The 24,380-nt window shown below is 71.7% G+C and carries 20 protein-coding genes; 5 read left to right on the top strand and 15 right to left on the bottom strand.

Going from position 1 to position 24,380, the window contains the following annotated elements:
• Positions 1-116: 116 nt before the first annotated feature.
• The 12 genes from N4G70_RS08435 to N4G70_RS08380 form a co-directional block, all read right to left on the bottom strand.
• Complete coding sequence (locus N4G70_RS08435; protein WP_261711853.1) at positions 117-1,658, bottom strand: glutamine synthetase family protein; 1,542 nt, start codon at positions 1,656-1,658, stop codon at positions 117-119.
• Positions 1,655-3,103, bottom strand: coding sequence for an amidase (locus N4G70_RS08430; protein ID WP_261711852.1), 1,449 nt, complete (start codon positions 3,101-3,103; stop codon positions 1,655-1,657). The genes N4G70_RS08435 and N4G70_RS08430 overlap by 4 nt, the downstream gene beginning before the upstream one ends.
• Entirely contained in the window at positions 3,093-4,796 is a 1,704-nt protein-coding gene (locus tag N4G70_RS08425; RefSeq protein ID WP_261711851.1) for a hypothetical protein, read from the bottom strand. Before N4G70_RS08425 ends, N4G70_RS08430 begins: the two co-directional genes overlap by 11 nt.
• Positions 4,797-4,858: 62 nt before the next feature.
• Positions 4,859-5,263 (bottom strand): GNAT family N-acetyltransferase, encoded by a 405-nt coding sequence (locus N4G70_RS08420; protein ID WP_261711850.1) that lies wholly within the window; start codon positions 5,261-5,263, stop codon positions 4,859-4,861.
• Positions 5,250-6,557 carry an adenylosuccinate lyase gene (gene purB, locus N4G70_RS08415; protein WP_261711849.1) on the bottom strand — a complete coding sequence of 436 codons (1,308 nt, stop codon included), beginning with the start codon at positions 6,555-6,557 and terminating at the stop codon, positions 5,250-5,252. The genes N4G70_RS08420 and purB overlap by 14 nt, the downstream gene beginning before the upstream one ends.
• 155 nt (positions 6,558-6,712) lie before the next feature.
• On the bottom strand, positions 6,713-8,677 hold the full coding sequence (locus N4G70_RS08410; protein ID WP_261711848.1) for a BTAD domain-containing putative transcriptional regulator: 1,965 nt from the start codon (positions 8,675-8,677) through the stop codon (positions 6,713-6,715).
• A gap of 72 nt (positions 8,678-8,749) precedes the next feature.
• Positions 8,750-9,058 (bottom strand): PqqD family protein, encoded by a 309-nt coding sequence (locus N4G70_RS08405; RefSeq protein WP_261711847.1) that lies wholly within the window; start codon positions 9,056-9,058, stop codon positions 8,750-8,752.
• The gene (locus tag N4G70_RS08400) at positions 9,058-9,840 is read right to left on the bottom strand and encodes a hypothetical protein (protein WP_261711846.1); all 783 of its coding nucleotides are present in this window, start codon (positions 9,838-9,840) and stop codon (positions 9,058-9,060) included. The genes N4G70_RS08405 and N4G70_RS08400 overlap by 1 nt, the downstream gene beginning before the upstream one ends.
• Before the next feature lie 1,040 nt (positions 9,841-10,880).
• The gene (locus tag N4G70_RS08395) at positions 10,881-12,428 is read right to left on the bottom strand and encodes a serine/threonine-protein kinase (protein ID WP_399034590.1); all 1,548 of its coding nucleotides are present in this window, start codon (positions 12,426-12,428) and stop codon (positions 10,881-10,883) included.
• A gap of 3 nt (positions 12,429-12,431) precedes the next feature.
• Entirely contained in the window at positions 12,432-13,238 is an 807-nt protein-coding gene (locus N4G70_RS08390) for a serine/threonine protein kinase (protein WP_261711845.1), read from the bottom strand.
• Between the two features lie 130 nt (positions 13,239-13,368).
• Entirely contained in the window at positions 13,369-14,277 is a 909-nt protein-coding gene (locus N4G70_RS08385; RefSeq protein ID WP_261711844.1) for a LysR family transcriptional regulator, read from the bottom strand.
• A 116-nt stretch (positions 14,278-14,393) separates the two neighbouring features.
• Complete coding sequence (locus N4G70_RS08380; protein ID WP_261711843.1) at positions 14,394-14,747, bottom strand: VOC family protein; 354 nt, start codon at positions 14,745-14,747, stop codon at positions 14,394-14,396.
• Between the two features lie 148 nt (positions 14,748-14,895).
• Here N4G70_RS08380 and N4G70_RS08375 point away from each other — a divergent pair, with 148 nt between their 5' ends.
• Positions 14,896-16,296 (top strand): FAD-binding oxidoreductase, encoded by a 1,401-nt coding sequence (locus N4G70_RS08375; protein ID WP_261711842.1) that lies wholly within the window; start codon positions 14,896-14,898, stop codon positions 16,294-16,296.
• A gap of 66 nt (positions 16,297-16,362) precedes the next feature.
• On the opposite strand, the gene N4G70_RS08370 is transcribed toward N4G70_RS08375, so the two are convergent.
• The gene (locus N4G70_RS08370; protein ID WP_261711841.1) at positions 16,363-17,589 is read right to left on the bottom strand and encodes a cytochrome P450; all 1,227 of its coding nucleotides are present in this window, start codon (positions 17,587-17,589) and stop codon (positions 16,363-16,365) included.
• A 160-nt stretch (positions 17,590-17,749) separates the two neighbouring features.
• On the opposite strand from N4G70_RS08370, the gene N4G70_RS08365 reads away from it, so the two are divergent.
• Both N4G70_RS08365 and N4G70_RS08360 read left to right on the top strand, forming a co-directional pair.
• The gene (locus N4G70_RS08365) at positions 17,750-18,955 is read left to right on the top strand and encodes a cytochrome P450 (RefSeq protein WP_261711840.1); all 1,206 of its coding nucleotides are present in this window, start codon (positions 17,750-17,752) and stop codon (positions 18,953-18,955) included.
• Between the two features lie 533 nt (positions 18,956-19,488).
• Positions 19,489-19,917: a winged helix-turn-helix domain-containing protein gene (locus tag N4G70_RS08360; protein ID WP_202518752.1), complete on the top strand. Its 429-nt coding sequence runs from the start codon at positions 19,489-19,491 to the stop codon at positions 19,915-19,917.
• Here the strand turns inward: N4G70_RS08360 and N4G70_RS08355 are convergent.
• Positions 19,884-20,654, bottom strand: coding sequence for a 4'-phosphopantetheinyl transferase (locus tag N4G70_RS08355; protein WP_261711839.1), 771 nt, complete (start codon positions 20,652-20,654; stop codon positions 19,884-19,886). The two genes, N4G70_RS08360 and N4G70_RS08355, sit on opposite strands and share 34 nt — an antisense overlap.
• Positions 20,635-22,239 carry a (2,3-dihydroxybenzoyl)adenylate synthase gene (locus N4G70_RS08350; protein ID WP_261711838.1) on the bottom strand — a complete coding sequence of 535 codons (1,605 nt, stop codon included), beginning with the start codon at positions 22,237-22,239 and terminating at the stop codon, positions 20,635-20,637. The genes N4G70_RS08355 and N4G70_RS08350 overlap by 20 nt, the downstream gene beginning before the upstream one ends.
• Positions 22,240-22,440: 201 nt before the next feature.
• Here N4G70_RS08350 and N4G70_RS08345 point away from each other — a divergent pair, with 201 nt between their 5' ends.
• Both N4G70_RS08345 and N4G70_RS08340 read left to right on the top strand, forming a co-directional pair.
• Positions 22,441-24,003: an AMP-binding protein gene (locus N4G70_RS08345; RefSeq protein ID WP_261711837.1), complete on the top strand. Its 1,563-nt coding sequence runs from the start codon at positions 22,441-22,443 to the stop codon at positions 24,001-24,003.
• A gap of 11 nt (positions 24,004-24,014) precedes the next feature.
• Positions 24,015-24,290 carry a hypothetical protein gene (locus N4G70_RS08340; RefSeq protein WP_261711836.1) on the top strand — a complete coding sequence of 92 codons (276 nt, stop codon included), beginning with the start codon at positions 24,015-24,017 and terminating at the stop codon, positions 24,288-24,290.
• The last annotated feature ends 90 nt before the right edge of the window (positions 24,291-24,380 follow it).

Raw genomic sequence — 24,380 nt, 5'->3', positions numbered from 1 at the left:
AGTCCTCTCCCAGGGTCCGCGACGGGCCGGTGCCGTGCGGAAGCGTGCGGGCGGCCCCGCGGCCCTCGGGGCGGGGGCCGCGCATTCTCAACTCGGCCTCGCCCGAGCGCGGTTGATCAGTAGGCGCCGAAGTACTCACGATGCTCCCAGGCGGTGACCGCACCCGGCGTTCCCGGCCCGGCACCCGCCCGCCACTCCTGGAACCGGCCGGCCTCGCTGCGCTTGAGCCGCACCAGGCAGTCGCGCAGGTGCTTGCCCAGGAGTTCGGCGCAGAGCTCGCTGGTCTCCAGCCGGGCGATCGCCGCCGGCAGGTCCCCGGGCAGAGCGGCGGCGCCTCGCGCGTGCGGATCGTCGGCCTCGTCGGCGGGCCGCAGCCCGCGCTCGACGCCGTCGAGTCCCGCGGTGAGCTGGGCGGCGAGGTAGAGATAGGGGTTGGCGCAGGGCTCGCCGAGGCGGTTCTCGACATGGGTGGACTCCTCACCCGGACCGCCGAGCACCCGTATCAGCGCTCCACGGTTCTCCCTGCTCCACGCGACGCGATCGGGCGAGAGCGAGAACTGCTCGCCGAGCCGGCGGTAACCGTTGACGGTCGGCACGGCGAGCAGAGTGGTGTCGGCGGCGTGCTCCAGGAGGCCGGCGACATAGCCGAGGCCGGTCGCCGACAGGGGGCCGCTTCCTTCCGTCGGTACGAAGGCGTTGCGGTCGGCGGCCGTGTCGAAGAGCGACTGGTGCAGATGCCAGCCGCTCGGGTCGAACCCGCCCAGCCCCGGAAGGGCCATGAAGCTGGCGTGGTGCCCGAGCCGCGCGCACATCTGCTTGATGACGGTCCGCAGCAGCAGCATGGCGTCGCCCGCGTCCAGGCCGTCCATGGGGCTGAAGGTGAACTCCAGTTGGCCCGGCCCCGATTCGTGCTCGACGGTCCGCAGCGGCAGACCCAGCTCGCGCAGGGCGCGCGCCAGCGGGCCGACCACGGGCATCAGGGCGTCGAGGTGGCTGTCGAGGTTGAACTGGTAACCCCCGTTGACCGGTCGTACCGAGGGCGGTTCCCCCTGGATGCCGAAGCCGCCGACCGAGGCCGCGCCGACGGTGTCGGTGAGCCGGGTGAGGTACCACTCCACTTCGAGCCCGACCACGAACGCCATCCCGGCCCGCGCGGCCCGCTCGCAGGCGCGGCGCAGAACGGCCCGGCTGGACAGCGGGTGCGGGCTGCCGTCCCGCAGGTATTCGTCCGCGACGACCCACCCGGTGGGCTCCTCGGTGTAGGGCAGTACGCGGAAGGTGAGCGGATCGGGGACGATCAAGAAGTCGCCGGCGCCGGTCAGTTCGGGAATGCCGATGCCGCCGCTCGGCGCGAAGAAGTCGACGCCGACGGCGTGCCCGGTGTCGAAGACGAACGGCCCCGGGCTCATGTCGAGGCCGTTGCGCAGGGCCACCCGGAAGGCGTCGACCGTCAGCGTCTTGGACCGCATCAGGCCGTGCGGGTCCCCGAACCCGACCCGCACGAACTCCAGGCCGTCCAGGTGCCGGTCCAGCTCCGCGGCCGCGGAGCGCTGGGCTTCGTCCCACAGGGCGTGCCGCTCCACGAAGCCCGTGCTGCCGGTGGCGAAGCGCGCGTAACGCCGTTCGCCGTGCTGGGAACGTGCTCTGGGCTGGGTCATCGTTCGTCCTCCTCCTGGCATCGCTTCGCAAGCTCGGCGTACCAGTGGTGCCAGGGGTTGGTCTGCTCGCAGTGGTGCGCGGCCGCGAGCACGCGCCGGTCGGTGTCGAGTGCGCCCACCAGTTGGAGGCCCAGCGGCAGGCCCGCCTCGCTGAGGCCCGCCGGGATGCTCACGGCCGGTTGGCCGGTGAGGTTGAAGACATACGCCTCGGGCGCCCACGCCAGCCAGTTGAGGCGACCCTTGTCGAGCCGGGTCGCGGGCGCGTGGAGTTCGGCGGGGAAGGGCGCCACGGCCACCGTCGGCATGGCGAGGAGGTCGTAGCGCTCCATCAGGGCGAGGGCCTGGGTGCGCAGCCGGCTGCGCTGTTCGTAGGCGCGCGCCAACTGGGCGGCGCCGAGCGTGAGTCCGTACTCGATGACGCGGAGCCGTCCCGGGTCGACCAGGGCGTCCGACGGGCCCGGGTCGTGGCCGGCCGCCTCCCAGGCGGCGAGGATGGTTTCCAGACAGGGGTACGGGTCCTCGAAGGGCGCCTCGATCTCCTCGACCCGGTGGCCCCGGTCTTCCAGGCCGGCCAGGGCCCTGCGGACGGTCCGCGCCGAGCGCGGCTCGGGGGCGGGCGCGCCCAGGGAGGTGATCCACCCGATCCGCAGCGGAGGCAACCGGTCGGCGAAGGCCGCCAGGTCCTGGGCCAGGGGTTCGGCGGGAACCCGGTGGGAGAGCGGATCGCGCGGGTCGTACCCGGACATCACGTCCGCCATCAGGGCCGCGTCGGCGACGGTACGGGTGAGAGGGCCCAGATGGGACAGGCCCTCGGGGCTGTGCGGCACATACGGGACGCGTCCGCGGGTGGGCTTGAAGCCGACGACTCCGCAGAACGCGGCGGGAATCCGGATCGACCCGGCGCCGTCGGTGCCGGTCGCCGCCACCCCGACGCCGGCCGCGATCGAGGCGGCGGCGCCCGCGCTGGATCCGCCGGAGGTGAGCGCGGGGTCCCACGGGTTGCGGGTGGGGCCCTGGAGCCGGTTGCTTCCCGCGGCGCTCCATCCGCCTTCGGTGGTGTTGGTCTTGCCGATGACGATGGCGCCCGCCGCCCGCAGCCGGGCCACCGCCGGGGCGTCCTGGCCGGGCACATGGTCGCGGTGCGCGAGGGAGCCCCGGGTGGTGCGGATGCCCTCGGTGGCGGTGAGGTCCTTGACCGAGACGGGCATGCCGAGCAGCGGCCGTCCCTGCCAGGCCGCGGGCCCCCGCTCGGCGATCAGCCGGTCGGCGCTCCGCGCCTCGCTCAGGGCCCGCTCCCCCGCGACGGTCACGAACGCGCCGATGCGCGGCTCCCACCGCTCCAGGAGGTCCAGGGTGTCCGCCATGTGGCGCGAGGGGAGCAGACTCCCGTCGCGGTAGCGGGCGGTGAGGCCGGCGATGCTGGTGTGCCGGGTCTCAGGCTCCATGGAAGTCCCGGTACCAGACGTTGTCGAAGTCATGGATCTCCAACTGCCGCTCCGCCGCGGCCTGGTGGACCATCGCCTGCACGGTGCCGACGGCGATCGCGGTGCGCAGATCGGCGAGCTGGTACTCGGCGCCCGAGGTGCGCATCAGGCGCAGGTCGTAGAGCCCGGGGCGGTAGCGGCCCTCCAGGACGATGCCCAGCGGGATGCGCAGCGCGTGCCGGACGCCGAAGGCGACGTGGCCCGTGTGGTGCTGGTCCGACCAGTTGGTCAGGTCGGGCATCATCGGGGCGAAGAACCAGTCGTCCCGGCCCGGTATCTCCTCGGTCCACGACATGCTGTGCGGCAGATAGTGCCAGGTGTTGTAGCGCATTCGCGCGCTGTAGGCGGACAGTGCCCGCGCCAGGGTGTCGCGGTCGCCGTCGAAGCGATGGGCGAAGGAACTCCCGGGCGCCACACAGCAGTAGAAGTCACGGGTGGCCAGGGCGCCACGGGCCGCGGCGGGCACCGCGCTGTGCAGTACGGCCACGGATTTGGGCCCACGCCCCATGGCCACATCGCTGTGGGTGGCGTCGGCGACGGTGGTGAAGAACCGGTGGAGGAAGCCTTCGTAGGCCGTCGTGAACCCGGCCGGCGCGGGGGCGTTCGACAGGTGCTCGACGGCGGCCTCCACCAGGTGCCTGACGTCGTCGGCGCCGGCGTCCGGGACCGGCGGGAGGCCGGCGGTGTCGCAGAGGAGCGCGGCGATCGGGTGCGGCAGTTCGGCGGGGGTGACGGGCTCCGCCATGATCTGTTCGCGCTTGTGCAAGGAGACGCCGTTGATGGTGCGGTAGAAGACGGTCCCCGCTCTCAGTAACTCCTGGCGGCGGCGCGCGCAGATCCCGGCGAGCCGGTCCAGGCGTTCGCCGGTGGGCTCGCCGCGCAGGTCGGGCACCGTCTGTCCGTAGGCCCGGACGCGCTCCTCCAGGAAGGTGATCACCTGGTCGGGGGCGAGCTGGACGCCGTTGAACTCCTCGGCCCTGACGGGGGATCCGGAGGATATGAGGGCGTGCAGACAGACCACGAACGCCGCGTGTTCCGCGGGCCAGTGCGAGACCGGCGTCTGCCTGAGGGCGGTGAGCAGGGAGCCGGGCGCGCCCGCGGCAAGGGAGCGGCCCGGCAGGTTCGCGAACCGGCCGAGGTTGCTGTAGACCCGCTCCTCACCGACGTACATCAGGAGCGGCGCCATGTGCACCAGGGCGTGGTCGAGCGCGTCGATGCGCGCCCCGACCCGTTCGGTGCCCTGGTCGGCGAGCCAGCGGGCGATCTCCTCGAACTGGAGCCGCTGTACGTCCCCGGCGGTGCTCCAGGCACGCGCCAGGGAGTCCGGCCGATGGGACCACTTCACCACGCCGAGGGCGTGGTCCCGCTCGGCGGGGCGGCTGCCCTCGGGGCAGACCCGGAGCTTGCCGGTCTCGGTCAGGAGCAGCACATCGCCGCCGGACTCGGCGGCGGCGTCGAACCCGGCGTCCTGGGATTCGGCCAGTTCCACATAGAGGCGCTCGCGAAGTCCCAGTGCCGCGCGGCCGACGTGTTCGGGCACCTTGCCATCCAGGGTGGTCGCGATCCGGATGGCGTCGGCCGCGAGCCCACAGGTGCGGGCTCGTTCCGCCGCCGCTGTGACCAGGGCGTCGAACCCGGGTGTCTTGAGAAGCATGGGGGTCACCTACGTCAGTTCGATGCGGCAGTGGGGCACTCGCGAGGGCGGCCCGACCGGGCTCAGCCGAGCGCGTCGAGGGTCCAGGCCGACTCGTGGCGCTTGAACCCGATGTGCGGGTAGTAGTCGACGGCGGCGGGGGCGGAAAGGAGCACCACCTTGGCGCGCGGTGCCGCCTCCTGGGTGGCGCGGATCAGATCGCGGCCCACGCCCCGGCGCTGGAAGGCGACATCGACGGCGATGTCGCTGAGGTAGGTCACGTACGAGCCGTCGGTGACCGAGCGCGCGATGCCGATGAGCCGGCCGTCGAGGCGGGCGGTGACGACCAGATTGGCGCCGGCGAGCATCTTGGTGAAGCGCTCGGTGTCGCCGACGGGCCGGCGTTCGGCGAGCGTGGAGGCCCGGTACAGGTCGAGGACCTCCGCGACGTCCAGGCTCGCGCCGACGACCTGCTCACATGTCCACATGCTGCTGCAACTCCTTGTTCAGGGTTTCCAGTCGGGTCTTGAGGTGGGCGCGGTTGCCGAGGAACCGTCCCGGGTCGAGCTGTTCGTCCCGCACCGGTATTCCCCTGGACTCCAGGCTTCCGGCGAGTCCGGTCCCCGAGGACCAGGCCTCGGTGGCCGCCTCCTGCACGAGCCGGTAGGCGTCCTCGCGGTCGGCGCCGTCGGAGACCAGGTCGAGATAGATCTCGGAGCTGTAGACGAGCCCGCGGGTGAGGTCGATGTTGCGCGCCATGCGGTCGGGGAAGACCCGCAGGCCGTCCAACAGGGCGTAGGCGGAGACGAGTTGGTAGTGCGCCACGGTCAGGCTGTCGGGCAGGATCACCCGCTCGACGCTGGAGTGGGCGAGGTCGCGCTCGTGCCAGAGCGCGATGTTCTCGTACGCCGCTCCGGCGTTGGCCCGCAGGATGCGGGCGAGGCCGCACAGCCGTTCACTGGTGGTGGGGTTGCGTTTGTGGGGCATGGCGCTGGAGCCCTGGTAGGCGCTGGTGCGCGGTTCGTCGACCTCGGCGACCTCGGTGCGCTGCAACATCCGCATTTCCAGGGCGAATTGCTCGACGACGGCGCCCGTGATGGCGAGGGCGGACAGCAACTGGGCGTGCCGGTCGCGGGCGACCACCTGGGTGGGGACGGGCTCGACGCCCAGGCCCAGCTCGCCGCAGACACGTTCCTCCACCTGCGGGGAGATGTGCGCGTAGGTGCCGACGGGCCCGGAGAGGGTGCCCACGGCGACGGCCGTGCGGGCGGCCCTGAGCTGGGCCAGGCAGCGGTGCAGGGCGTGGGCGTGGACGGCCAGCTTCTGTCCGAAGGTGGTCGGCTCCGCGTGGATGCCGTGGGTGCGGGCGATGCACGGCGTGTCCCAGTGTTCCAGGGCACGTTCGGCCAGCCGCCGGGCGAGTGCGTGGGCGGCGCCCGTCACCAGGTCGCACGAGCGGGCCAGGATGTGTCCGAGCGAGGTGTCGACGAGGTCGTAGCTGGTCATCCCGTGATGGACCCAGCGGGCGGCGTCGGACGCCATCGTCTCGGTGTACGCGGCGAGGAAGGCGAGGATCTCGTGGTCCCGCGTACGCTCCAGCTCCCTGATCCGCTCCACCGTGGGCAGGGGGGCGCGCCGGATGACGTCGAGGGCTTCGGGCGGCACGACTCCCAGCTCCGCCTGGGCGGTGGTGGCCAGCACCTCGACCCTGACCCAGGTGGCGTACTTCGTCTCCTCGGTCCACAGTTCGGCCATCTCCGGCCGTGCATAGCGTTCGATCAACGCCGCTCTCCTCGATTCTGTGCGGGCCCGCGTCCAGGGGACTCACCGGCCGTGGACGCGGCCGGTGGCCCGGGTCCGGGGGTGGGAACGCCGGGACGCCGGCGGGGTGGGGATACGGCCGGCGCATCACCGGCGGTTCGCCGACGCGGGCCGGTTCAGACGGGACTCAGCTCCACGGGGGCCGGAGGGCCGCCCAGGAGGGTGGGGCCGAGACCCGGTGGGGCGGCGCGCGGCGGGGCGGGTGGCCGGGCGGGGCTGTCGTACCAGGCGCGCAAGGCGTTGCGTACGGTTTCGTGCCGGCTGTGCACGGAGTCCTCGTCGAAGGTGCGCTCCCGGGCGAAGAGCCGGACCAGCGGGTGGAAGGAGAACCGGACCCCGCTGCCGGCCACGAAGTCCGCCTCCAGGAGGTGGCGGGCGGTGAGCCGTTCGAGGAACTCCTCCGTGCGGTCGGCCGGAAGCCCGAGCGCGGCGGCCGCGACCCGCACCGGGAACGAGGGCATCTCCAGGAGGCTGAGTAACCGGAACGCCCTGCGCTCGGACGCCTCGACGCTGCGATAGCTCAGGGCGAGGCTGTCGCGCACGCTGAGTTCGCCTACGGCGAGTTCGTCGAGCCGTCGGGCCTCCAGCCTCAACCGGCTTGCCAGTTGCGCCAGTTGCCAGTGCGGCCGTTCCAGGAGCCGGGCTCCCACGATGCGCACGGCCAGGGGGAGCGCCCCGCACCGCTCGATCAGTTCCCGTGCGGCGTCCGGTTCGGCGGCGACGCGCTCCGGGCCGATCATCCGGCCGAGGATGTCGAGCGCCTCGGCGGTCGTGAGCAGCCCCAGGCGTACATGTTCCGTGCCGCCGAGGGTGGGCAGCATCGCGACGCTGGTGACCAGGGCCGCGCAGGTGGCGGAGGACGGGAGCAGCGGCCGTACCTGGGCTTCGTTCGCCGCGCCGTCCAGGACGATCAGGATGCGCCGGTGCGAGAGCAGACCCCGGTAGAGGGCGAGCAGGGCGCCGGGCTCCCTGGGCACGTCCGAGGGCAGCACGCCGAGCGCGCAGACCAGTTCGCGCAGTACGTCGGCCGCCTGGCGTGGTCCGCGCTCTCCTTCGAGTTCCACGTAGAGCCGGCCGTCGGGGAAGTGGTCGCTGACGGCGTGGGCGACGCGCACGGCCATGGTGGTCTTGCCGACTCCCGCGCCGCCGTGCAGCGTGAGGGTCTTGGGGTGGAGCTGCGTTCCCTCGGCGGGGGCCGGGTCCTGGAGCAGGCGGCGCACGATGTCGGCCTCCGGCCGGGGCCGGGCGAATTCGGCGAGGCTGGGCGGCAGGGAGAACAGGGCGGCGGGTGGGGCGGGCAGGGTGCGCCCCACCGGGGCGGCCTCCTGGTCCGGCCGTTCCTGTGCGGGATGCAGGCCGCCCAGGATGTGCTGGTGGGCGCCCCGGAGTTCCTCGCCGGGGTCCACTCCGAGCTCCCGGTCGAGCAGTTGGCGCGCCTCCTGGTAGGTGGCGAGCGCGTCCGCCTGCCGGCCGGCCCCGTACAGGGCCCGCATGAGGCGGCTCAAGGCGCTTTCCCTGAAGGGGTGTTCACAGACGAGGGCCTTGAGCCGGGGCAGCACTTCGGCGTGCCGGCCGACCGCCATCTCCGCGTCCGCCCAGTGCTCGGTCGCATTCAGCCAGCGTTCGAGCAGCGCGGCGCCGTCTCCCTGCTGGAGGTTCTCCGAGGGGACGTCGAGCAGCGGGGTGCCGCCGGTCTCGTCGAGGGCGGCCCGGAACAGCCGGGCGCGTTCGGCGGCGTCGGTGGCCTGCTCGGCCTGGGCCAGGAGCCGGTCGAACCGGCCGAGGTCGAGGCGGTCGCCGTCCACGTCCATCGCATAGCCGGAGGACCGGCTGACCACCGCGTCCGGTCCCAGCACCTTGCGGAGCCTGGCGATGTATCCCTGGAGCGTCTTGCGAGCCGTCAGCGGGGGCTCGTCGCCCCACAGGTGCTGTATGAGTTCCTCCTGCGTCACCGCGCGGTTGGCGCGGAGCAGCAGAGCCGCCAGGACAATTCTGTGCTTGGCCTGGGGAATTTCCGTGACGTGCCCATTTCGCCGTACCGTCAATGGACCGAAGACACCGAACTGGAGATCGTCCAGCATTGCATACCCCCCGGTATCAGGGACTCGCTCAGGCGGAAGAAAAGAGACACCCCCGTGACCTCTCTTCACGTCTCAGAGCGAGGACTCCTTCTCGCTTATCTTGATGACATCGTGCTCGGCGAGTTCGGTGAACAGCTCCACCACGTCCTCGATGACGGTTTCCTGATCGATGTCGTATTCCTCGGCGATCAGCCGGGCAATATCGGTGACGGTCCGGATTCCATCGATCTGTCGCCAGATGTACGCGGCCGATTCGGTGAGCTCGAAGAAGTGCTGATATCCGCCGACGATCGTCTTCCCGCGGTGATTGCGGATCTTCACATTCAGCGGGAGGGCGGCCACGGTGGCGGGGCCCACCCGGACGGCGGGTTCGGCGGCCATCAGACCGTCACCTCCATGGAGATGCGCTGGCACACGGCGATGGTCTCCTCGATCCACTTCTGCGGGTTGTCGGGGTCGAAGGTCCGCATGGTCTCGATGGCCCAGTACGTCTCGAACGGCAAGAGCCGCGGGTCGAGGATCTGCATGCGGCGGGCCCGCCACTTGGGCCACAGACTGCCGAACTGCCCCAGGCTCGCCTGGAGTGCGTCGACGGCGTGGCTGAAGGCGTTCCGGGCGGCGATGACCGCGCTGTGGAGATCGCCCCGGGCGAGTTGACCAGCGACGTCCTCGGTGTAACTGTCCGCCTGCTTCAGCGAGTTGACGATCAGGACCGAGCGGTGCGCCGAGGAGGCGAGGGTGGCCCGGACGCGTTCGAGCCACCGGCCGTCGTCGGCGGCGGCCGCGTAGGGGAGGCGTTCGAGCAGGGCGATCTCGTGATAGCTGAGGGTGCGCCAGGTTCCCTGGTCGTCGGCGAACTGCTCGGGTGTGATCTTGGAGAGAACCTGGTCGATCTGGCCCGCGGTCCAGTACTCGACGTCCCAGCGGCGCCCGTCCACAAAGGTGCCTTCGTACTGAAGCGTGTTGGGTTCAAGGGCCACATGGTTGGTCTCGTCGATACTGCTGGTCCATACATCCTTGGTGACCACATGTACGTCGAGATCGCTGGTCGGATTTCCCCATCCGCGGACCAGCGAACCGCTGGCAAACACCGTTTCATAGGCGCTCGGCAACAAATTACGGCTTTTCAGCTCGGCTATCACACCACTGACATCGTATGTCATACGACCATGCCTTTCCCTCGTGCCGGTACGCATTAGTCCAAGATCGTTGGAACGCCGCACCCACTCGCCGACATATCCCTGCCGCCGAGGCTGTTCTCCGGAGCAAGCCGGCAATGTCATGTGTGTCAGTCATGTGCCGCCATGTCGCTGGATGCGACCCTAGCAACGATCTTGACTGCTGGTCAGCGACGGTAGCTGCGACCTCAATCACATGTACGCCGACTTAAGGACGATACTCGCCGGGCCGATCGGGTGCCCTTAGAAATACATCGAAAGAATGGCTGGATCCAGACTTCACGCGAATATCTCCGGAGATTGGCCGGATCCGGACTTTGCTGCGGCACGGCCCCGCTGCGGCGATGTCCGGCCCTGGTGAACGGGTCCTCTCCAGGCCCGCACGGCACCGGTCGCAGGTGAGTCCGCCGGGATCGCGCGGCGTGAGCCGCCCCGTCGGCGGCTCGTTCGTGCCGGGTCTCGGGGGAGTTGAGGGGGTGCGGTCTGTGGCATGCGGTTCCTCTGGGGCGGGAGTGCCGCACATCATGGGATGCGTCCGGTGGTCTCCCGGCGGTTTTTCGGAGGTGCGCCGCCAACTCCCTTACGCGCCGGGGGCTTCGGTGAACTGTGCAGGTCGAAGGCGGTTCACGGCATGATCCTCGGCCGGTGTGGGCAGATCGGATCCAACGCATGGCGCGGTCCGATCGCGTCCGATCACCTCGGGAGGACAGGATGCCCAGCATCGTTCGGCGCACGGGCGCTCCCGTCTCCGTCGGGAGCGCCTTCCCTCAAGTGGCTTACAGGTCACGGTCGTTCGCGCTCAGCACGACAGCGCGCGCCGGGTGAGGCCGCCGTGCGGGCGGTCGCCGTAAACCGAGGGCGGCCCCAGGGCACGTCACACCGTCGCCGGGGGCCGCGCCCCACCGCGAGAATCCCCTCCTCCGCGTCGAGTTGGCCGGCTGACGGCCTCCGTAGGCACCCGGCGAAGCCGTGGCGAAGGTTTTGGCCATGTTCCGGTGGCCGGTTCGGCGCGGTGCATGGCGCGTTCACCGCCGGGATGTCGATGGTGACGGGCAGTCGGGAACGGAGGGGCGGTCCTTGGTGCGGATGGCGGGCAGCCAGGCGGTGGTCGACCCGGAGCCCTGGGAGATCCGCACGCGGTACCACTCGGCGGAGTGCGCGTCCGTCTCGTCGATGATCGGCATGCCTTCGGCGAGCCGGCAGTCGACAGCGAGTTCGTCGCCGTGCCACACCCGGGTCTCCACGACGTTGTCGATCGTGTAGGGGCGCATCGGGTCGATGGCCAGACCCAGGCTGCACTCGCGGTCACGGTCGGAGCGGTCCCGGCAGGTCCGTTCGGCGTTGAACACCTTGATCCGGCCGGCCGGCTCGACCGCCCGGGTGCCGGTCGCGGTGCCGGTCGCGGTGCCGGGTGCGAGGTGCGGCCAGATCGTGGCCCCCACCGCGCACACGGCGAGGGTCATGAACGCGGCCTGTCTTCTCGTGGGCACGCCCGGTCTTCGGCCGCTTCGGCGTGGCGCCGGCCGGCCGGACGGCCCGGCGGCCCCCGCGCCGGACGTCCCTGCGCCCTTCGCGCCGGACGACTCCTCGGTCTGCGACGCCGGGCGCCGCTCGATCCGGGCCAGCAGGCTCTCCGCGGTGTGCGGGGCCCGCGCGGTATGGGTCGGGGCCAGGCAGTCGGTGGCCAGCGCACGCCAGAACGGCGCGATCGTGCCGTCCAGACGCAGCGGCGTCCGGCCGTCGGCGTACTCCTGGGTCGCGGCGCCGCGTGCCATGGGAGTGGCGCCGGGGAAGGGTGAGGCGCCGGAGGCGAACAATTCGTGCAGGGTGATGCCCAGGGCCCAGATGTCGGCGCTGGGCCGCACCTCGACGCCGCGCTCGCCGAGCGGCGCCTTCCAGCGCTCGGGCGGCAGATAGTCGAACGTGCCCATCGGGGGCGCGTAGCCATGGGTGCCGTGGGTGCCGGTCAGCGGGGTGACGAGCCCGAAGTCCGAGAGCTTCACCGAGCCGTCCGCCATGAGCAGGATGTTGTCGGGCTTGAGGTCGCCGTGCACCCACCCGCTGCGGTGCAGATGGGCCAGGCCCTCGCAGATCCCGGTGACGAGCCGGGCGGCATCGGCCTCGCTCACGCCGGTGGCGAGCAGATCACGCAGACTGCGCTCGGCCCGTTCCATGACCAGCACGATCGCCCCGTCCAGGAGCGGATCGTCGGGTTCGCCCAGGACGACCGTGTCCAGGAGGCGGATCAGTCGCGGATGGGAGGACCGGCGGCCGAACTCGACCTCGCGGCGGGCGGTCTCGGCGACCTTGCGCGCCTGGTGCGGGGAGAGCCCGGCGGTCGGCAGGACCTTGAGCGCGACGGATTCCGCCTCCGCGCCTTCCCCGGCCCCTTCGGCGGGGCGTCCCGCGTAGACGGTGGCCCAACCCCCGCTCCCGATCGGCTCGGTGACCTCCCAGCGGTCCACGCGGTAGCCGGGCGGAAGGAGTTCCGCGCGTTCACCTCCCGAGGTGTCGGCCGGACCGCGCACCGTGTCCCCCTCCGGTCCGCCGTCCCGCGCGGTGGGCTCGTCCACCTCTCATGCCCCCGTCCCCCGTTCCTGTCCGGCCGCCCCGGCCCGGGGCGGCAGCAGCGCCAGGTGTTCCTCCCGCACCAGACCGAACCGCAGCACGAGTCCGACGATCGCCTCGCGCTTGCCGTTGCGGCGCGCCTCCCGGCGCGGCCCGGCCTCGGCCGGCGCACTGATCCGCATCTTCTCGTCGGCCAGGTAGTCGATGTGCGAGCTGACCGCCCGGGCCGTGAGCCGTGCGCAGGCCGGGTGCGCGCCGAGCCGTTCGACGATCTGGGGTGTGGTCGGCACCGCGACGGGCGACTCGTCCCGCAGCCGCGGTTCGCAGAGCGCGACCAGGATGAGGAAGTACAGGGCCGTCTCGTCCAGGGAGTACGCCGTCACCGTACGGCTGCCCCACTGGCCACCGAGGCCGTCCGCGTCCAGATAGACATGGTCGGGCGCGAACACCTGGAAGGAGACCGAGGTGTTGCGGCGGGTGGGCAGCACGACCCGGGCGAACTCGAAGGGGATGGGTGCCCCGGCCCGGCGCGGCGGCACCCGCAGATACTCCCCCGCGCCTTCCGGGTTCTCCACCAGATAGCTCTGGGTCGGGCTGAGGTTGCTGAGCTGCCAGTGGTCGTCGGTCACCCGGATCTCACCCGCGAGCCGGGAGATCGCCTCGTCGTCGAGGCGCAGTTCGACCGGGGCGGCCGCCGAGCCGCGCCCAAAACGTGCCACCTCCCCCGGGCCGAGCCGCAGTGTCACGGCTTCGCCGTGCGTCTCGCCGCCGGTGTCGCCCTTCCCGCGCGGAAGATGGATCACTACCCCGCTCACTGCCTCCTCCTCGCCCCCGGTCGCCGACGGTCGTGTCGGCAGATCGCACGTTACACATCCTGACCTTCGGTCAACTCCTGGGATCTGGCCGATTTCGCGCGCGGCGGGCCGCCACCCCCGGCGCCCGGCGTCAGGTGTTCGCGGTCGGCGACGAGGGAGCGAGGACCGCGGCCGCCAGGTGGCCGCGGAACCAACGATGGCCGGGATCGGCCGAGTTGCGGGGGTGCCAGGCCATGCCGATGTCCACGGGCGCCAGATCGAGGGGGACGGGGAAGGTGCGCAGCCCCAGGGTGGCCGTTGCGTCCGGCAGCCAGTCGGCGAGGGTGAGGGCGACCAGGTCGGTGTCGCGGGCCAGGATCATCGCGCTCGTATGGCTGGGGACGACGACCGCGACCCGGCGTTCGAGCCCGCGCCGGGCCAGGGCGACGTCGATGGGCCCTTCGCGCTTGCCGTGCCGGGAGATGCCGATGTGGTCGACGGCGGCGAAGCGCCGGGCGTCGATGCGCCCCTCGAACAGGGGGTGGCCGCTGCGGGCGACTCCCACCAGCACCTTGTGGATGAGGTGCCGGGTACGGACCTCCGGGTCGAGGCCGCCGAGAACACCGAGTTCCACGTCCACCGTGCCCTGGCGCAGCGCCGGCCCGCCCTCCAGCGCCTCGGGCAGGAAGACGACGTCCACCTGGGGCGCCTCCGCCCGGACCCGGTCGGTCAGCGGGCCGGCCAGCCCCGCGAGGAGCAGGTCCGTCGCCTGCACCGTGAAGGTGCGCCGCAGACGCACGGCCTCGAAACCGGCGCCCGGCCGCAGAACGTTGTCGCAGCCGCGCAGCAACTCCCTTACGTCTTCCCGGAGTTCGAGAGCTCTGGGGGTCGGGACCATGCGCTGGCCCGCCCGGACGAGCAGCGGATCGCCCACGGTGCGCCGGAGCCGGGCCAGGCCCCGGCTGACGGCGGCGGGCGAGGTGCCGAGCCGCTCGGCCGCGCGGGTCACGCTGTTCTCCCGGAGCAGGGCGTCCAGAACGCGCAACAGGTTGAGATCCATGGGGCGGGCGCTCCTGAACGGCGTGTGCGTTTCCGCGTCGGTGAGGGAGCGGTGATTCTTTCATCGCCCGTCGCGCGGGCGGAGCCCGGCCGTCCCGCCCGACGGTGGCCGGGGCCTCAGGAGTGGCTGAGCACGTTGATGACGCGGCCGTTGGGGTCGCGGACGAAGAAGCGGCGTACGCCCCACTCCTCGTCCGTCAGCGGATGGATGATCTCCGCGCCGCGCTCCACCATGGCCCGGTGCACCGCGTCCACGTCCTCGACCTCGATGCTGACGTCCGGCGCGACCGGCGCCGTCTGGTCCTTGGTCATCAGGCTCAGCTGCACGGCGGGGTTGTCCGTGGAGGCCAGCGTCACGATCCAGCCGTGATTCATCACTTCCTCGAACCCGAGCACCCCGTAGAACTCGGAGCTCTCCGCGAGGGCCTGCCCCTCGGACTGGAAGTTGGGAACGATCCGGCGAACGTACATGAGCCACTCCGTGGATGCGGGAACATGCGGGAACCCCACGCTACCCACACCGGGCCGCTCGCACCGGCCGGGCCGTGCGGACCTTTCCGTACTCTGTCCGGTCCGCGGGACGCCCTGGCGGGCCGGGGTTGGATGGGCGCCACCATTGATGTCCAGCCGTACGGGAGGCGCGATGCGGCTCACCACCAGCTCCGGCGACACTGTTGCGGAGCGACTCGTCGAGGAGTTGCGCGAGCGGTTGCGCGGCCCCCTCATCACCGAGGCGGACCAGGAGTACACCCGGGCGAAATCGATCTGGAACGCCTACTTCGAGAAGCGGCCCGGCGCGCTCGCCCGCTGCGCGGGGGCGGCCGACGTCGCCACCGCGGTGCGGTTCGCCCGGGAGCACGACATCCTGCTCGCCGTGACGGGCGGCGGCCACTGCTTCGCCGGCACCGGCAGCGTCGAGGGCGGCCTGGTCATCGACACCTCCGCCCTGAAGGGCCTCCGGGTCGACCCGTCCGCACGCACGGCGCACGCCCAACCCGGCCTGGTGCAGGGCGAGTTCGACGCGGAGACGATGCACTACGGTCTCGCGGTCACCGGCTCCCAGGAGTCCTACATCGGGATCGGCGGCATGACGCTCGGCGGCGGCCTCGGCTGGCTCGGCCGCTACCGCGGGCTGCTGGTGGACAACCTGATCGCCGCGGACGTGGTGCTCGCCGACGGGACGCTGCGCCGGGCCAGTGCCGAGGACGACGCGGACCTGTTCTGGGCGATCCGGGGCGGCGGTGGCAACTTCGGCGTCGCGACGTCCTTCGAGTACAAGCTGCATCCGCAGGGCGACTGCCTCGCCGGGCTGCTCGCGTTCCCGGTCGCGGAGACCGGCGAAGTCGCCCGCCGCCTCGGCGAGTTCAACAAGACGGCCCCGGACGCGCTGACCACGTCCTTCGCGTTCCTCACCGTGGACGGCGAGCCCGCGGTGGGCCTCGGCTATGTGCACGCCGACCCAGAGTCCGGGGGCGAGGAGGCGGTGGCCCCGCTCAGCGGGCTCGGCCGCAAACCGCTCCTCAACCACGTGGGGCGGATGCCGTATCTGGCGGTCCAGCGGATGCTCGACGACAACACCGTCGCCGGCCGGCGGCTGTACGCCCGCTCCTTCCACTTCGACGAGCTGCACGCGGAGGCCCTGGACATCCTCGCCGAGGGCTTCACCACCAACCCCTCCGCCCTCTCCCTGGTCGGCGGCGGCCTGATGGGCGGGGTGATGGCCCAACTCCCGCCCGAGGCAACGGCGTTCCCGCACCGCACCGGCTATCTGGTCAGCGTCCTGAGCCAGTGGGAGGACCCGGCCGACGACGCGGTCAACGTGGAGTGGACCCAGCGGGTGTACGAGCGCGTGCTGCCCTACACGACGGGCGCGGTGTACGTGAACCACCTCGGGGACGACGGACCGGAGCGGGTCGCCGACGCGTACGGCCCCAACTACGCCCGCCTGGCCTCGCTCAAGGCGACGTACGACCCGGACAACCTCTTCCGGGTCAACCACAACATCCTTCCGGCGGGCTGACCCCGGGACCGGTCGCGTACGGGCGAGGGGGCCACCGGAAAACCGGTGGCCCCCTTCGTCGTGGCCTCACTCGGCGCGTGCCACCGGGATGCTGCGGAAGGCGCAGTAGGGGAAGCGGAAGCCCGCCGCGCTCGGCCGCCAGTCCGCCTCCCCGGCCGGTTCGAGGTGGCCGGGCCGGTCGAGCAGCCGGCCGAAGACGGCGGAGCCCTCCACGCGCGCGAGCATCGCGCCCAGGCAGTGGTGCACGCCCCCGCCGAAGCTGAGGTGCGCGTTGGGCCGGCGGGTGAGGTCGAGCCGCTCGGGGTCGGGGAACTGGCGCTCGTCGAAGTTGGCGGAGGCCAGGAGCAGGACCACCACCCGGTTGGCCCGGATGGTGCGCCCGCCCACCTCGACCGGTTCCAGGGTGAGCCGGGTGGTGGTGTGGATGGGGGCGTCCCAGCGCAGGAACTCCTCGATCGCGGTCGGCATCAGGGTGCGGTCCGCGCGCAACCTCCGTTGCTCGTCGGGGTGGTGGAGGAGCGCGTGGCAGCCGGTCGCGATGAGGTTGGTGGTGGTCTCGAAGCCCGCGTAGTAGAGGAAAAGGGCGTTGTCGACGGCCTCCTCCTCGGTGAGCGGACGGTGTTCGTCGTCCCGGGACAGCGCGATCGCGCTGAGCAGGTCGTCGCCGGGCGCGGCGATGCGGCTGCGCAGCAGGCCCCGCAGATATTCGCGCAGCCACCGGACGCCGTCGTGCGCGGCCGCCCGCTCGGCTTCCGGCAGGAACACGGCGAAGGCCTTGGCGACGTCCAGCGAACGGCGCATCACCTCGGCGCGGTCGCCGTGCGGGATGCCGAGCAGGGTGCTCATCACCAGGACGGGCAGCGGCTGGGCGAGGTCGGTCACCGCGTCGAAGGAACCGCGCTCCTCGGCCGCCGTCAGCAGCTCGTCCACGAGATCGCCGATCGGGCCGTCCAGGGTGCGCACGGTCGTCGGGGGAAGCGCCTTGGTGAGCAGGCGGCGCAGCCTGGTGTGGTCGGGCGGGTCCCGGTCGATGACGATCCGCCGCAGGAAGTCCACGGCGGGCCCGGGCCCCACCGACATCTCCTGGAACTCGACGGGGAAGGCGCGGCCGAGCCTGCGGTCCTTCAGCAGGCTCGCCACCTCGTCGTACCGGGTGACCACCCACTGCGCGGGGCCGCCCCGGCACAGCGGGCCCGCCGCGCGCAGGTTGCGGTAGACCGGATAGGGATCACGCAGCAGTGCCGCGTCGTCAAGACTGAACCGCGGTAGTTCCATGTCTCTCACATCGGTCACACCTGGCAGCGTAGAACAGCGGACCCAGCCGTCATGAGCCCTGAAAGGAAAGGGAAAGAACAACTCCGAAAGGAAGATCTTTCCTTCCTCGCGGTGCCGCCCGAACGATTCCCGCTGCTAGGATCCGGGCCGAAATCACGCCTTTCGACGGGAGAGCGGCATGGCTTCGACACTTCCCCCGCGGTTCAATTCACGCGCCCCTGAAGTGCTGTCCGATCCCTACCCGGTGTATGCGGAACTGCGCGCCTCGGGACCGTTGAGCAGGGGCGGTCCCGGCCAGTGGGTGGTCAGCCGGTACGCCGACGTGGTGCCGCTGCTGCGGGACCGCCGGCTCAGCCATGAATACCCGCCGGAATACCATGAATTCAGCATCGGCGACGGTCCGGCGAACAGCTTTTTCCAGCGCATCATTTTGGACCGTGACGCCCCCGACCACACGCGGCTGCGGCGTCTGATGGCAAAGGCGTTCAGTCCGCGGCTTGTGCAGCGTCTGCACGATTTCATAGAGCGGCAGGTGGAGGCGCTGCTCGCGCCCGGCCTCGAAGGCGGGCTTTTCGATGCCGTGACGGAACTCGCCTTTCCCCTTCCGGTGATGGTGGTGTGCGAACTGGTGGGAATTCCGCCGGTCGACCGGGACCTCGTGCGCCCGCACGCCATCCAGCTCGCCAAGGCGTTCGCCCTGTACGTGGCCGAGGAGGACCGGGCCTCGGCACACGCGGCCGTCGCCTGGCTGCGGGAGTACATCGGCGCGCTGCTCGAAGAGCGCCGACGCGACCTGGGGGACGACCTGCTGTCCCAGATGCTGACGGCCGAGCTCGCCGAGGAGCCCGGGGCGCGGCTGAGCCGCGAGGAGATCGTGGACAACACGATCTTCCTGTTCTTCGCCGGGTTCGAGACCACCACCAACCTCATCGCGACGAGCTGTGCGGCACTGCTCGGCCACCCGCGCGAGCTGGCCAGGCTGCGGGCCGACCCCGGTCTCCTGCCCACCGCCGTCGAGGAGTTCCTCCGGTACGACGCCCCGATCCAGGCGACCGCCCGCATGGCCGTGGACGAGATCCGCGTCGGGGAGCGCACCATCCGGCCCGGTCGCGTGGTGGTACTGCTGCTGGGGTCGGCCAACCACGACGAGGAGCGGTTCGAGGATCCGGAGCGGCTGGATGTCGGCCGCTCGCCCAACCCGCACGTCAGCTTCGGCGGCGGTGCCCACCACTGCCTGGGCGCGGGCCTCGCGCGCATCGAGGCACAGGTCGCGCTCGGCCGGCTGCTGAGCGAGGCCCTCCGTTTCGAGCCCGCCGGCGAAGTGGTCCGGATACCCAGCGTGACGTTCCGCTCGTACGCGAGTGTTCCCGTCGCTTTACGGTGACGGTGGCCAAAATATGAGTGACAGATTTAGCGACGCGGACCCACACAAGCCCTTAGATTGAGCCTGTCCGTCCGGCTCATATGAGGAGGCGAGGGGGGCGCGGCGGAGGTTTGCACCCTCGCCGTGGAGGAAGTGTGACGCGGGTGGACAGCCACCGATCCTTATCGGCCACCCCGGCTAAATCGTTGCGGCGAAGGACCTCCGCCGGTCGTCAGGCCCGGCGGGCGCCGAAAGATTTTGCTCCAATGGTCAACAATTTCACGAGCATGCACTCCAGGTGAATGGCTTGCACGGGGCTGTCACATCAGGCCGGCGAGCGTGCTCCATGTGACCGGCGGCGACCGGCTGTTCTCCGGCATTTCTCCGCCGCGATTTCATCGATGGGTGACTCCCGCTCCCGGGTTCGGATGCGGGGATGAGTGAGCGTAGAACTCCATGGGCGTGGAAGGGGCGCGTACTTGTCACGTGAAGAAGTCCGGTTACTGAGATGGCCGGCGCAACAGGAACTGCGGGATCGATACCGCACGATCGGCGTGCCTCGGATACTGGTCGTGGAAGCGAGGGCCGAGGCGCCGGTGTGCGAGGACGTGTGCGAGGACTGGGTCAGGGCTCCGATCGCCGCGCACGACTTACAGGCCCGGGTGAACGCCCTCAGCCGCCGGTACCGGATGAACCGGCTTCCGTGTCTGGACGAGAGCGGGGTATTGCACTTCTCCTCCCGTTCCGTGACGGTCTCGCCCACCCAGACCGAACTTCTCGAACTGCTCGTACCGAATTTCCGTGAGGTCGTCCCCCGTGAGGCACTTCGCTACCGGCTCGGCCAGGTCAATGGGTCCAGGACCCGCAACGCCCTGGACCTGCACATGATGCGGACCAGGGAGCGCATTCAACCGCTCGGTCTTTCCATACGCACCGTATGGGGACGCGGCTATGTACTGGAGTCCCAGGCCGATCTGGTCTGAGGGGGCCCGGGTGTGCCCACGGCGTGTGCGAGGCGCGCCGTGGGCACACCCGTGTCCGGGCGCACGATCACGCACGACGTCACCACCAGACCGTGGGAGTGGTGCCAACGCCCCTCGAAGACAGGGCGGCCGGGACCACCGGCGCCGGTGGCGGCCGGCACCCGCGCCGTAAAGCGCCCGCTCGCCCCCGGCCCGTGTCCGCCGGGCGCCACCTCGATGCGTATCTGGGCCAGGGACGGGGCGCAGCTGTCACCGCCGAGCGCCGAACACGCTTTGTACACGGCTTCTTTGGCGCTGAACAGCAAGCGCTCACCGGCGGGTTCCAGCCGCACGCGCACCGCCTCCTGCTCGTGGATCAGACGGGCCCTCACCCGCGCCGGAAGCGGGGCGTCACGCTCCACGTCGATGCCGAGGCCCAGGGCGTCGCGGGCGCGGCACACGGCGGCGGCGCGGAACCCCGCGCAGTGGGTGATGCTGCCGAGGACTCCGGGCGGCCACAGCGGTTCGCCGCGCGCGCCCCGTCCCACCTCCACCGGCGGCACACCGAGCCGGGCCAGAGCGCGGTGCGCACACCACCGTCCGGTGGTGAACTCCCCTTGTCTGCGCGGCCCGACGCCCGCGCACAGGGCGCGCTCCCCCGCGAAGAGCGGCCCGGCGGCGTCGTCGGCGCGGGCCGCGCCCGCCGCCCACGGCGGCAGCACGGCCCGCACCAGCGCGTCAGCGGTTTCCGCGCGCACGCATCGCGGCCTTGTCGACCTTGCCCACCGGCGTCTTGGGGAAGGAATCCACCCGCTCGACCTGGTCGGGCACCTTGTAGGAGGCAAGGCCCCGCTCCCGCAGATACGCCTTGAGCCGGGCCGCGCCGGGCTCGCCCGCACCGGCCTCCGGGTCCGCGACGACATAGGCGCAGATCCGCTCGCCGAGCATGTCGTCGGCGAGCCCCACCACCGCGACGTCGCGCACTTGCGGATGGGACAGCAGATGCTCCTCGACCTCCTCGGCGGACACCTTGTCGCCGCCGCGGTGGATGATGTCCTTGGCCCGTCCCATCACCACCAGATTGCCGTCGGGGCGCAGACGTACCAGGTCGCCGGTGCGGAAGAAGCCGTCCTCGGTGAAGGCCCGCGCGTTGTGCTCGGGCGCCCTGAAGTAGCCGCGGATGGTGTACGGCCCCCGGGTCAGCAGCTCGCCCACCTCGCCGGGCGGCACCGGCCGCCCGGCGTCGTCGACGATCCGGATCTCGTCGTCCGGGCAGAGCGGGCGGCCCTCGGTGTGGAGGACGACCTCCAGCGGGTCGTCGAGCCGGGTATGGGTGAGGAGCCCCTCGCCGATGCCGTACCACTGGGTGAGTCGGCAGCCCATCTGTTCGCGCACCCTGCGCGCCACCTCCGGCTGGAACTTGGAGCTGCCCACCTGGAGCAGCAGCCCCGACAGATCCGCCTTCAGCACCTCCGGGTCCGCCAGCCACATCATGACCAGCGGCGGCACCAGCGTCGTGAGCGTCACGCGCTCCCGGACCACCAGGGGCAGCGCCTCGTCCGGGCTCGGGCTCGCGGCGAGCACCGCCTTGCCGCCGCGGAACAGGGTGCCGAGCACGCCCGGGCAGCCGAGCGCGGCGTTGTGGGCCACCGGCGTGGCGGCCAGATAGGCGCTGTCCCGGTCGACCCCCAGCGCCTGCGCGCAGGCAAGCGCGTTGTACGCGTAGTCGTCGTGGGTGCGGGGGATCAGCTTGGGCAGCCCGGTGGTGCCGCCGGACAGGAGCAGCAGAGCCACCTCACCGGGATCGACCGGCGCCAGGTCGACCGGCGGGCACGGCACCGAATCGAGGGCGGTGAACTCCTCGGGCTCCCCCGCCACCAGGATGTGTCGCAACTCCGGTACTTCACCGTGCACTTCACGGGCCAGCGCCCGGAAGTCGTAGCCCTGGAAGCGGTCCGGTACGACCAGGGCGACGGCCTCGGCGCGCCGGCACAGGTGCACCAGCTCGTTGCGCCGGTGCCCGGGCAGCGCCATCACCGGCACCGCCCCGAGCCGGAAGAGGGCGAAGCACAGCACGACGAAGTCCGCCCGGTTGGGCAGCTGGACCACCACGCGCTCGCGCGGCCGGATGCCGAGCCGGTGCAGTCCCGACGCCAACTCCCCGGCATGTTGCACGAGTTCGGTGAAGGTCAGCCGGGTCGCGCCGGACACCACCGCCGTCCGGGGGCCGTGCTCGGCGGCCGCCGCGAGCAGCAGCTCGTGCAGGGTGCGGCCCTGCCGGTAGCCGCGAAGGCGGTACCGCTCGGTGAACTCGGTCGGCCAGGGGACGAATCCGTCCAGCATGGGCCCCTCCTGCCGGTACGCCCCGAAGCGCGTACGCCGTTGGGTGGGCGCGGGGAGGATGCCCCGCGCGCGGGACACCCAGAGTCCGCCCGCGACCCCACCGGGCCCGGCTCGGTGAAAGACACTCAACAGCATCCGCCGAGCCGCGCCGGGGCTTGCCTAGGCTCCCGCATCGAGGCCTGATGGGGAGGTGAACAGGCAGTGCGCGATGGGCAGTTGCTCGCATGGCTCCAGGCGCCCGAGGCGGCGCGGGGCATTCACTTCAGTACCCGGGATGGCGGTTGGTACCACCACTCCTACGAGGAGCTCGCGGCCGATGCGCGGCGCGCGGCCGGCCGGCTCGTGGAGGCCGGGGTCCGCCGCGACGACGTGGTGGCGCTGGCCCTGGCATCCGGGCCCGCGTTCGTGGCGGCGTTCTTCGCCACCCTGCTCGTCGGGGCCGTCCCCGCGCCGCTCGCCCCGGAGCCCACCGGTCGGCCGGTCGCCACGGGACACCGGGAACGGCTGGCGGCCCTCCTCACGGCCGCACGCCCGCGCCTGGTCGTGGGCGACGCGGTCGCCGACGGCCCCGGCGTGCCGACACTGAGCGCCGCCGAACTCCTGGCGCCGGGGCCGGACGGTCCCGCACCCGGCGAGGTCGCGCACCCGGCGACCGCTCTCGTGCAGTTCACCTCCGGTTCGAGCGGCCCGGCCCGGGGCGTACGCATCGGCTGGGAGGGGCTGAGTGCCAACCTCGCCGTCATCCGGGACTGGCTGGGCGTCACCTCACGTTCCATTTGGGCGAGTTGGCTGCCGGTCCATCACGACATGGGCCTCGTCGGCTGTCTGCTCGGGCCCGTGGTCGCGGGGAACGACCTGTGGCTGATGCGGCCCGAGGACTTCGTGCGGCGCCCCCTGGACCATCTGCGCTGCTTCGCCGAGCGGGGCGCGTCGATCACCGCCACTCCCGCCTTCGGGCTCGATCACCTCGTGCGCCGGGTCCACCCCGATCAGCTCGACGGCCTGGACCTCTCCGGTGTGTCGGCGATGGTCGTCGGCGCCGAACGCATGGCGCCCGGACTCCTCGACCGCTTCACCGCCCTGCTCGCCCCGCACGGCTTCGACGGCACGGCCCTGCTGCCCGCCTACGGTCTGGCCGAGGCCACGCTCGCGGTGACCGGGGTACGGCGCGGCGACGGCCGGCGCCGACGCGGCTCGGTGGTCGGCTGCGGCACCCCGCTGCCGGGCACCACCGTACGGATCGTGGACGAGGGGGGCCGCCCGGTGCCGGACGGGACGGTCGGCGAGATCGTCGTGCGCGGCCCCTCGCTGGGCCTGGGCCACCTGGGCCACGAAGGCGCCGGCAGCCGCTTCACGGACGGCGAACTGCACACCGGGGACGCCGGTTTCCTCAGCGCGGGCGAACTGTATGTGCGGGGCCGGCTCGGCGACAGCGTGAAGGTACGGGGCACCCGGGTGTTCGCCGAGGATCTGGAGCAGTCGCTCAGGGAGGCCGGTGTCCTGCCGCGCGGCGCCGTCGTCGTGCTGGGCGACGACGCGTCGGGCCCGGTGGCCGTGGCGCTGATCGAGGACGACCACGGGCCGCGCGACCCGCGGGCCGACGCGCACATGGCCCGCCTCCTGGCCCGCGGCACCAGTGGCGCCCGGACCGTGGTGCGGGTGGTGCCCCGCGGTTCGATCCCCTGGACCTCCAGCGGCAAACCGCGCCGCCGCGCCCTGTGGCACGCGTACGGCGCCGCATCCCCCGACCCGACCCGGACGTAGGAGAGACGGACATGGCCCACACCGAGAGCTCCGTACGCGACAGCATCCTGTCCCTGGTGCGCCAACTCGCCCCCGACGGCGAGGACATGCCCACCGACCGTCCCGCCCATCTCGTCAACGACCTGGGCTACCACTCGCTGGCCCTCCTTGAACTGGCCTTCGCCATCGAGGACGACTTCGACCTGCCGCCGATCGACGAGGAGACGGGGCGCTCCATCGCCACCTCCGAGGACGTGGTCGCCTATGTCCTGACGCAACTACGCGAACAGAAGCTTCTGGTCGGCTGAGTGAAAGATCTCCGACAGCAACGGCTCCCGTCACCCGACGTGTTGCTACCGTCGCGGCGCGGAGCATACCCATTGGGTGGATTACGACGT

Source organism: Streptomyces sp. ASQP_92, from assembly GCF_025399895.1.
In the GTDB taxonomy this organism is placed as follows: Bacteria; Actinomycetota; Actinomycetes; order Streptomycetales; family Streptomycetaceae; genus Streptomyces.
Note: the sequence above shows the minus strand (reverse complement) of the source record. Positions and strands in the feature narration are given on the sequence as shown.

Bases quoted from the DNA above. Each gene is read 5' to 3' on its own strand.
- N4G70_RS08435 (WP_261711853.1), bottom strand. From the start codon at position 1,658: ATGACCCAGCCCAGAGCACGTTCCCAGCACGGCGAACGGCGTTACGCG.
- N4G70_RS08430 (WP_261711852.1), bottom strand. From the start codon at position 3,103: ATGGAGCCTGAGACCCGGCACACCAGCATCGCCGGCCTCACCGCCCGC.
- N4G70_RS08425 (WP_261711851.1), bottom strand. From the start codon at position 4,796: ATGCTTCTCAAGACACCCGGGTTCGACGCCCTGGTCACAGCGGCGGCG.
- N4G70_RS08420 (WP_261711850.1), bottom strand. From the start codon at position 5,263: ATGTGGACATGTGAGCAGGTCGTCGGCGCGAGCCTGGACGTCGCGGAG.
- N4G70_RS08410 (WP_261711848.1), bottom strand. From the start codon at position 8,677: ATGCTGGACGATCTCCAGTTCGGTGTCTTCGGTCCATTGACGGTACGG.
- N4G70_RS08405 (WP_261711847.1), bottom strand. From the start codon at position 9,058: ATGGCCGCCGAACCCGCCGTCCGGGTGGGCCCCGCCACCGTGGCCGCC.
- N4G70_RS08400 (WP_261711846.1), bottom strand. From the start codon at position 9,840: ATGACATACGATGTCAGTGGTGTGATAGCCGAGCTGAAAAGCCGTAAT.
- N4G70_RS08385 (WP_261711844.1), bottom strand. From the start codon at position 14,277: ATGGATCTCAACCTGTTGCGCGTTCTGGACGCCCTGCTCCGGGAGAAC.
- N4G70_RS08380 (WP_261711843.1), bottom strand. From the start codon at position 14,747: ATGTACGTTCGCCGGATCGTTCCCAACTTCCAGTCCGAGGGGCAGGCC.
- N4G70_RS08375 (WP_261711842.1), top strand. From the start codon at position 14,896: ATGTCCAGCCGTACGGGAGGCGCGATGCGGCTCACCACCAGCTCCGGC.
- N4G70_RS08365 (WP_261711840.1), top strand. From the start codon at position 17,750: ATGGCTTCGACACTTCCCCCGCGGTTCAATTCACGCGCCCCTGAAGTG.
- N4G70_RS08350 (WP_261711838.1), bottom strand. From the start codon at position 22,239: ATGCTGGACGGATTCGTCCCCTGGCCGACCGAGTTCACCGAGCGGTAC.
- N4G70_RS08340 (WP_261711836.1), top strand. From the start codon at position 24,015: ATGGCCCACACCGAGAGCTCCGTACGCGACAGCATCCTGTCCCTGGTG.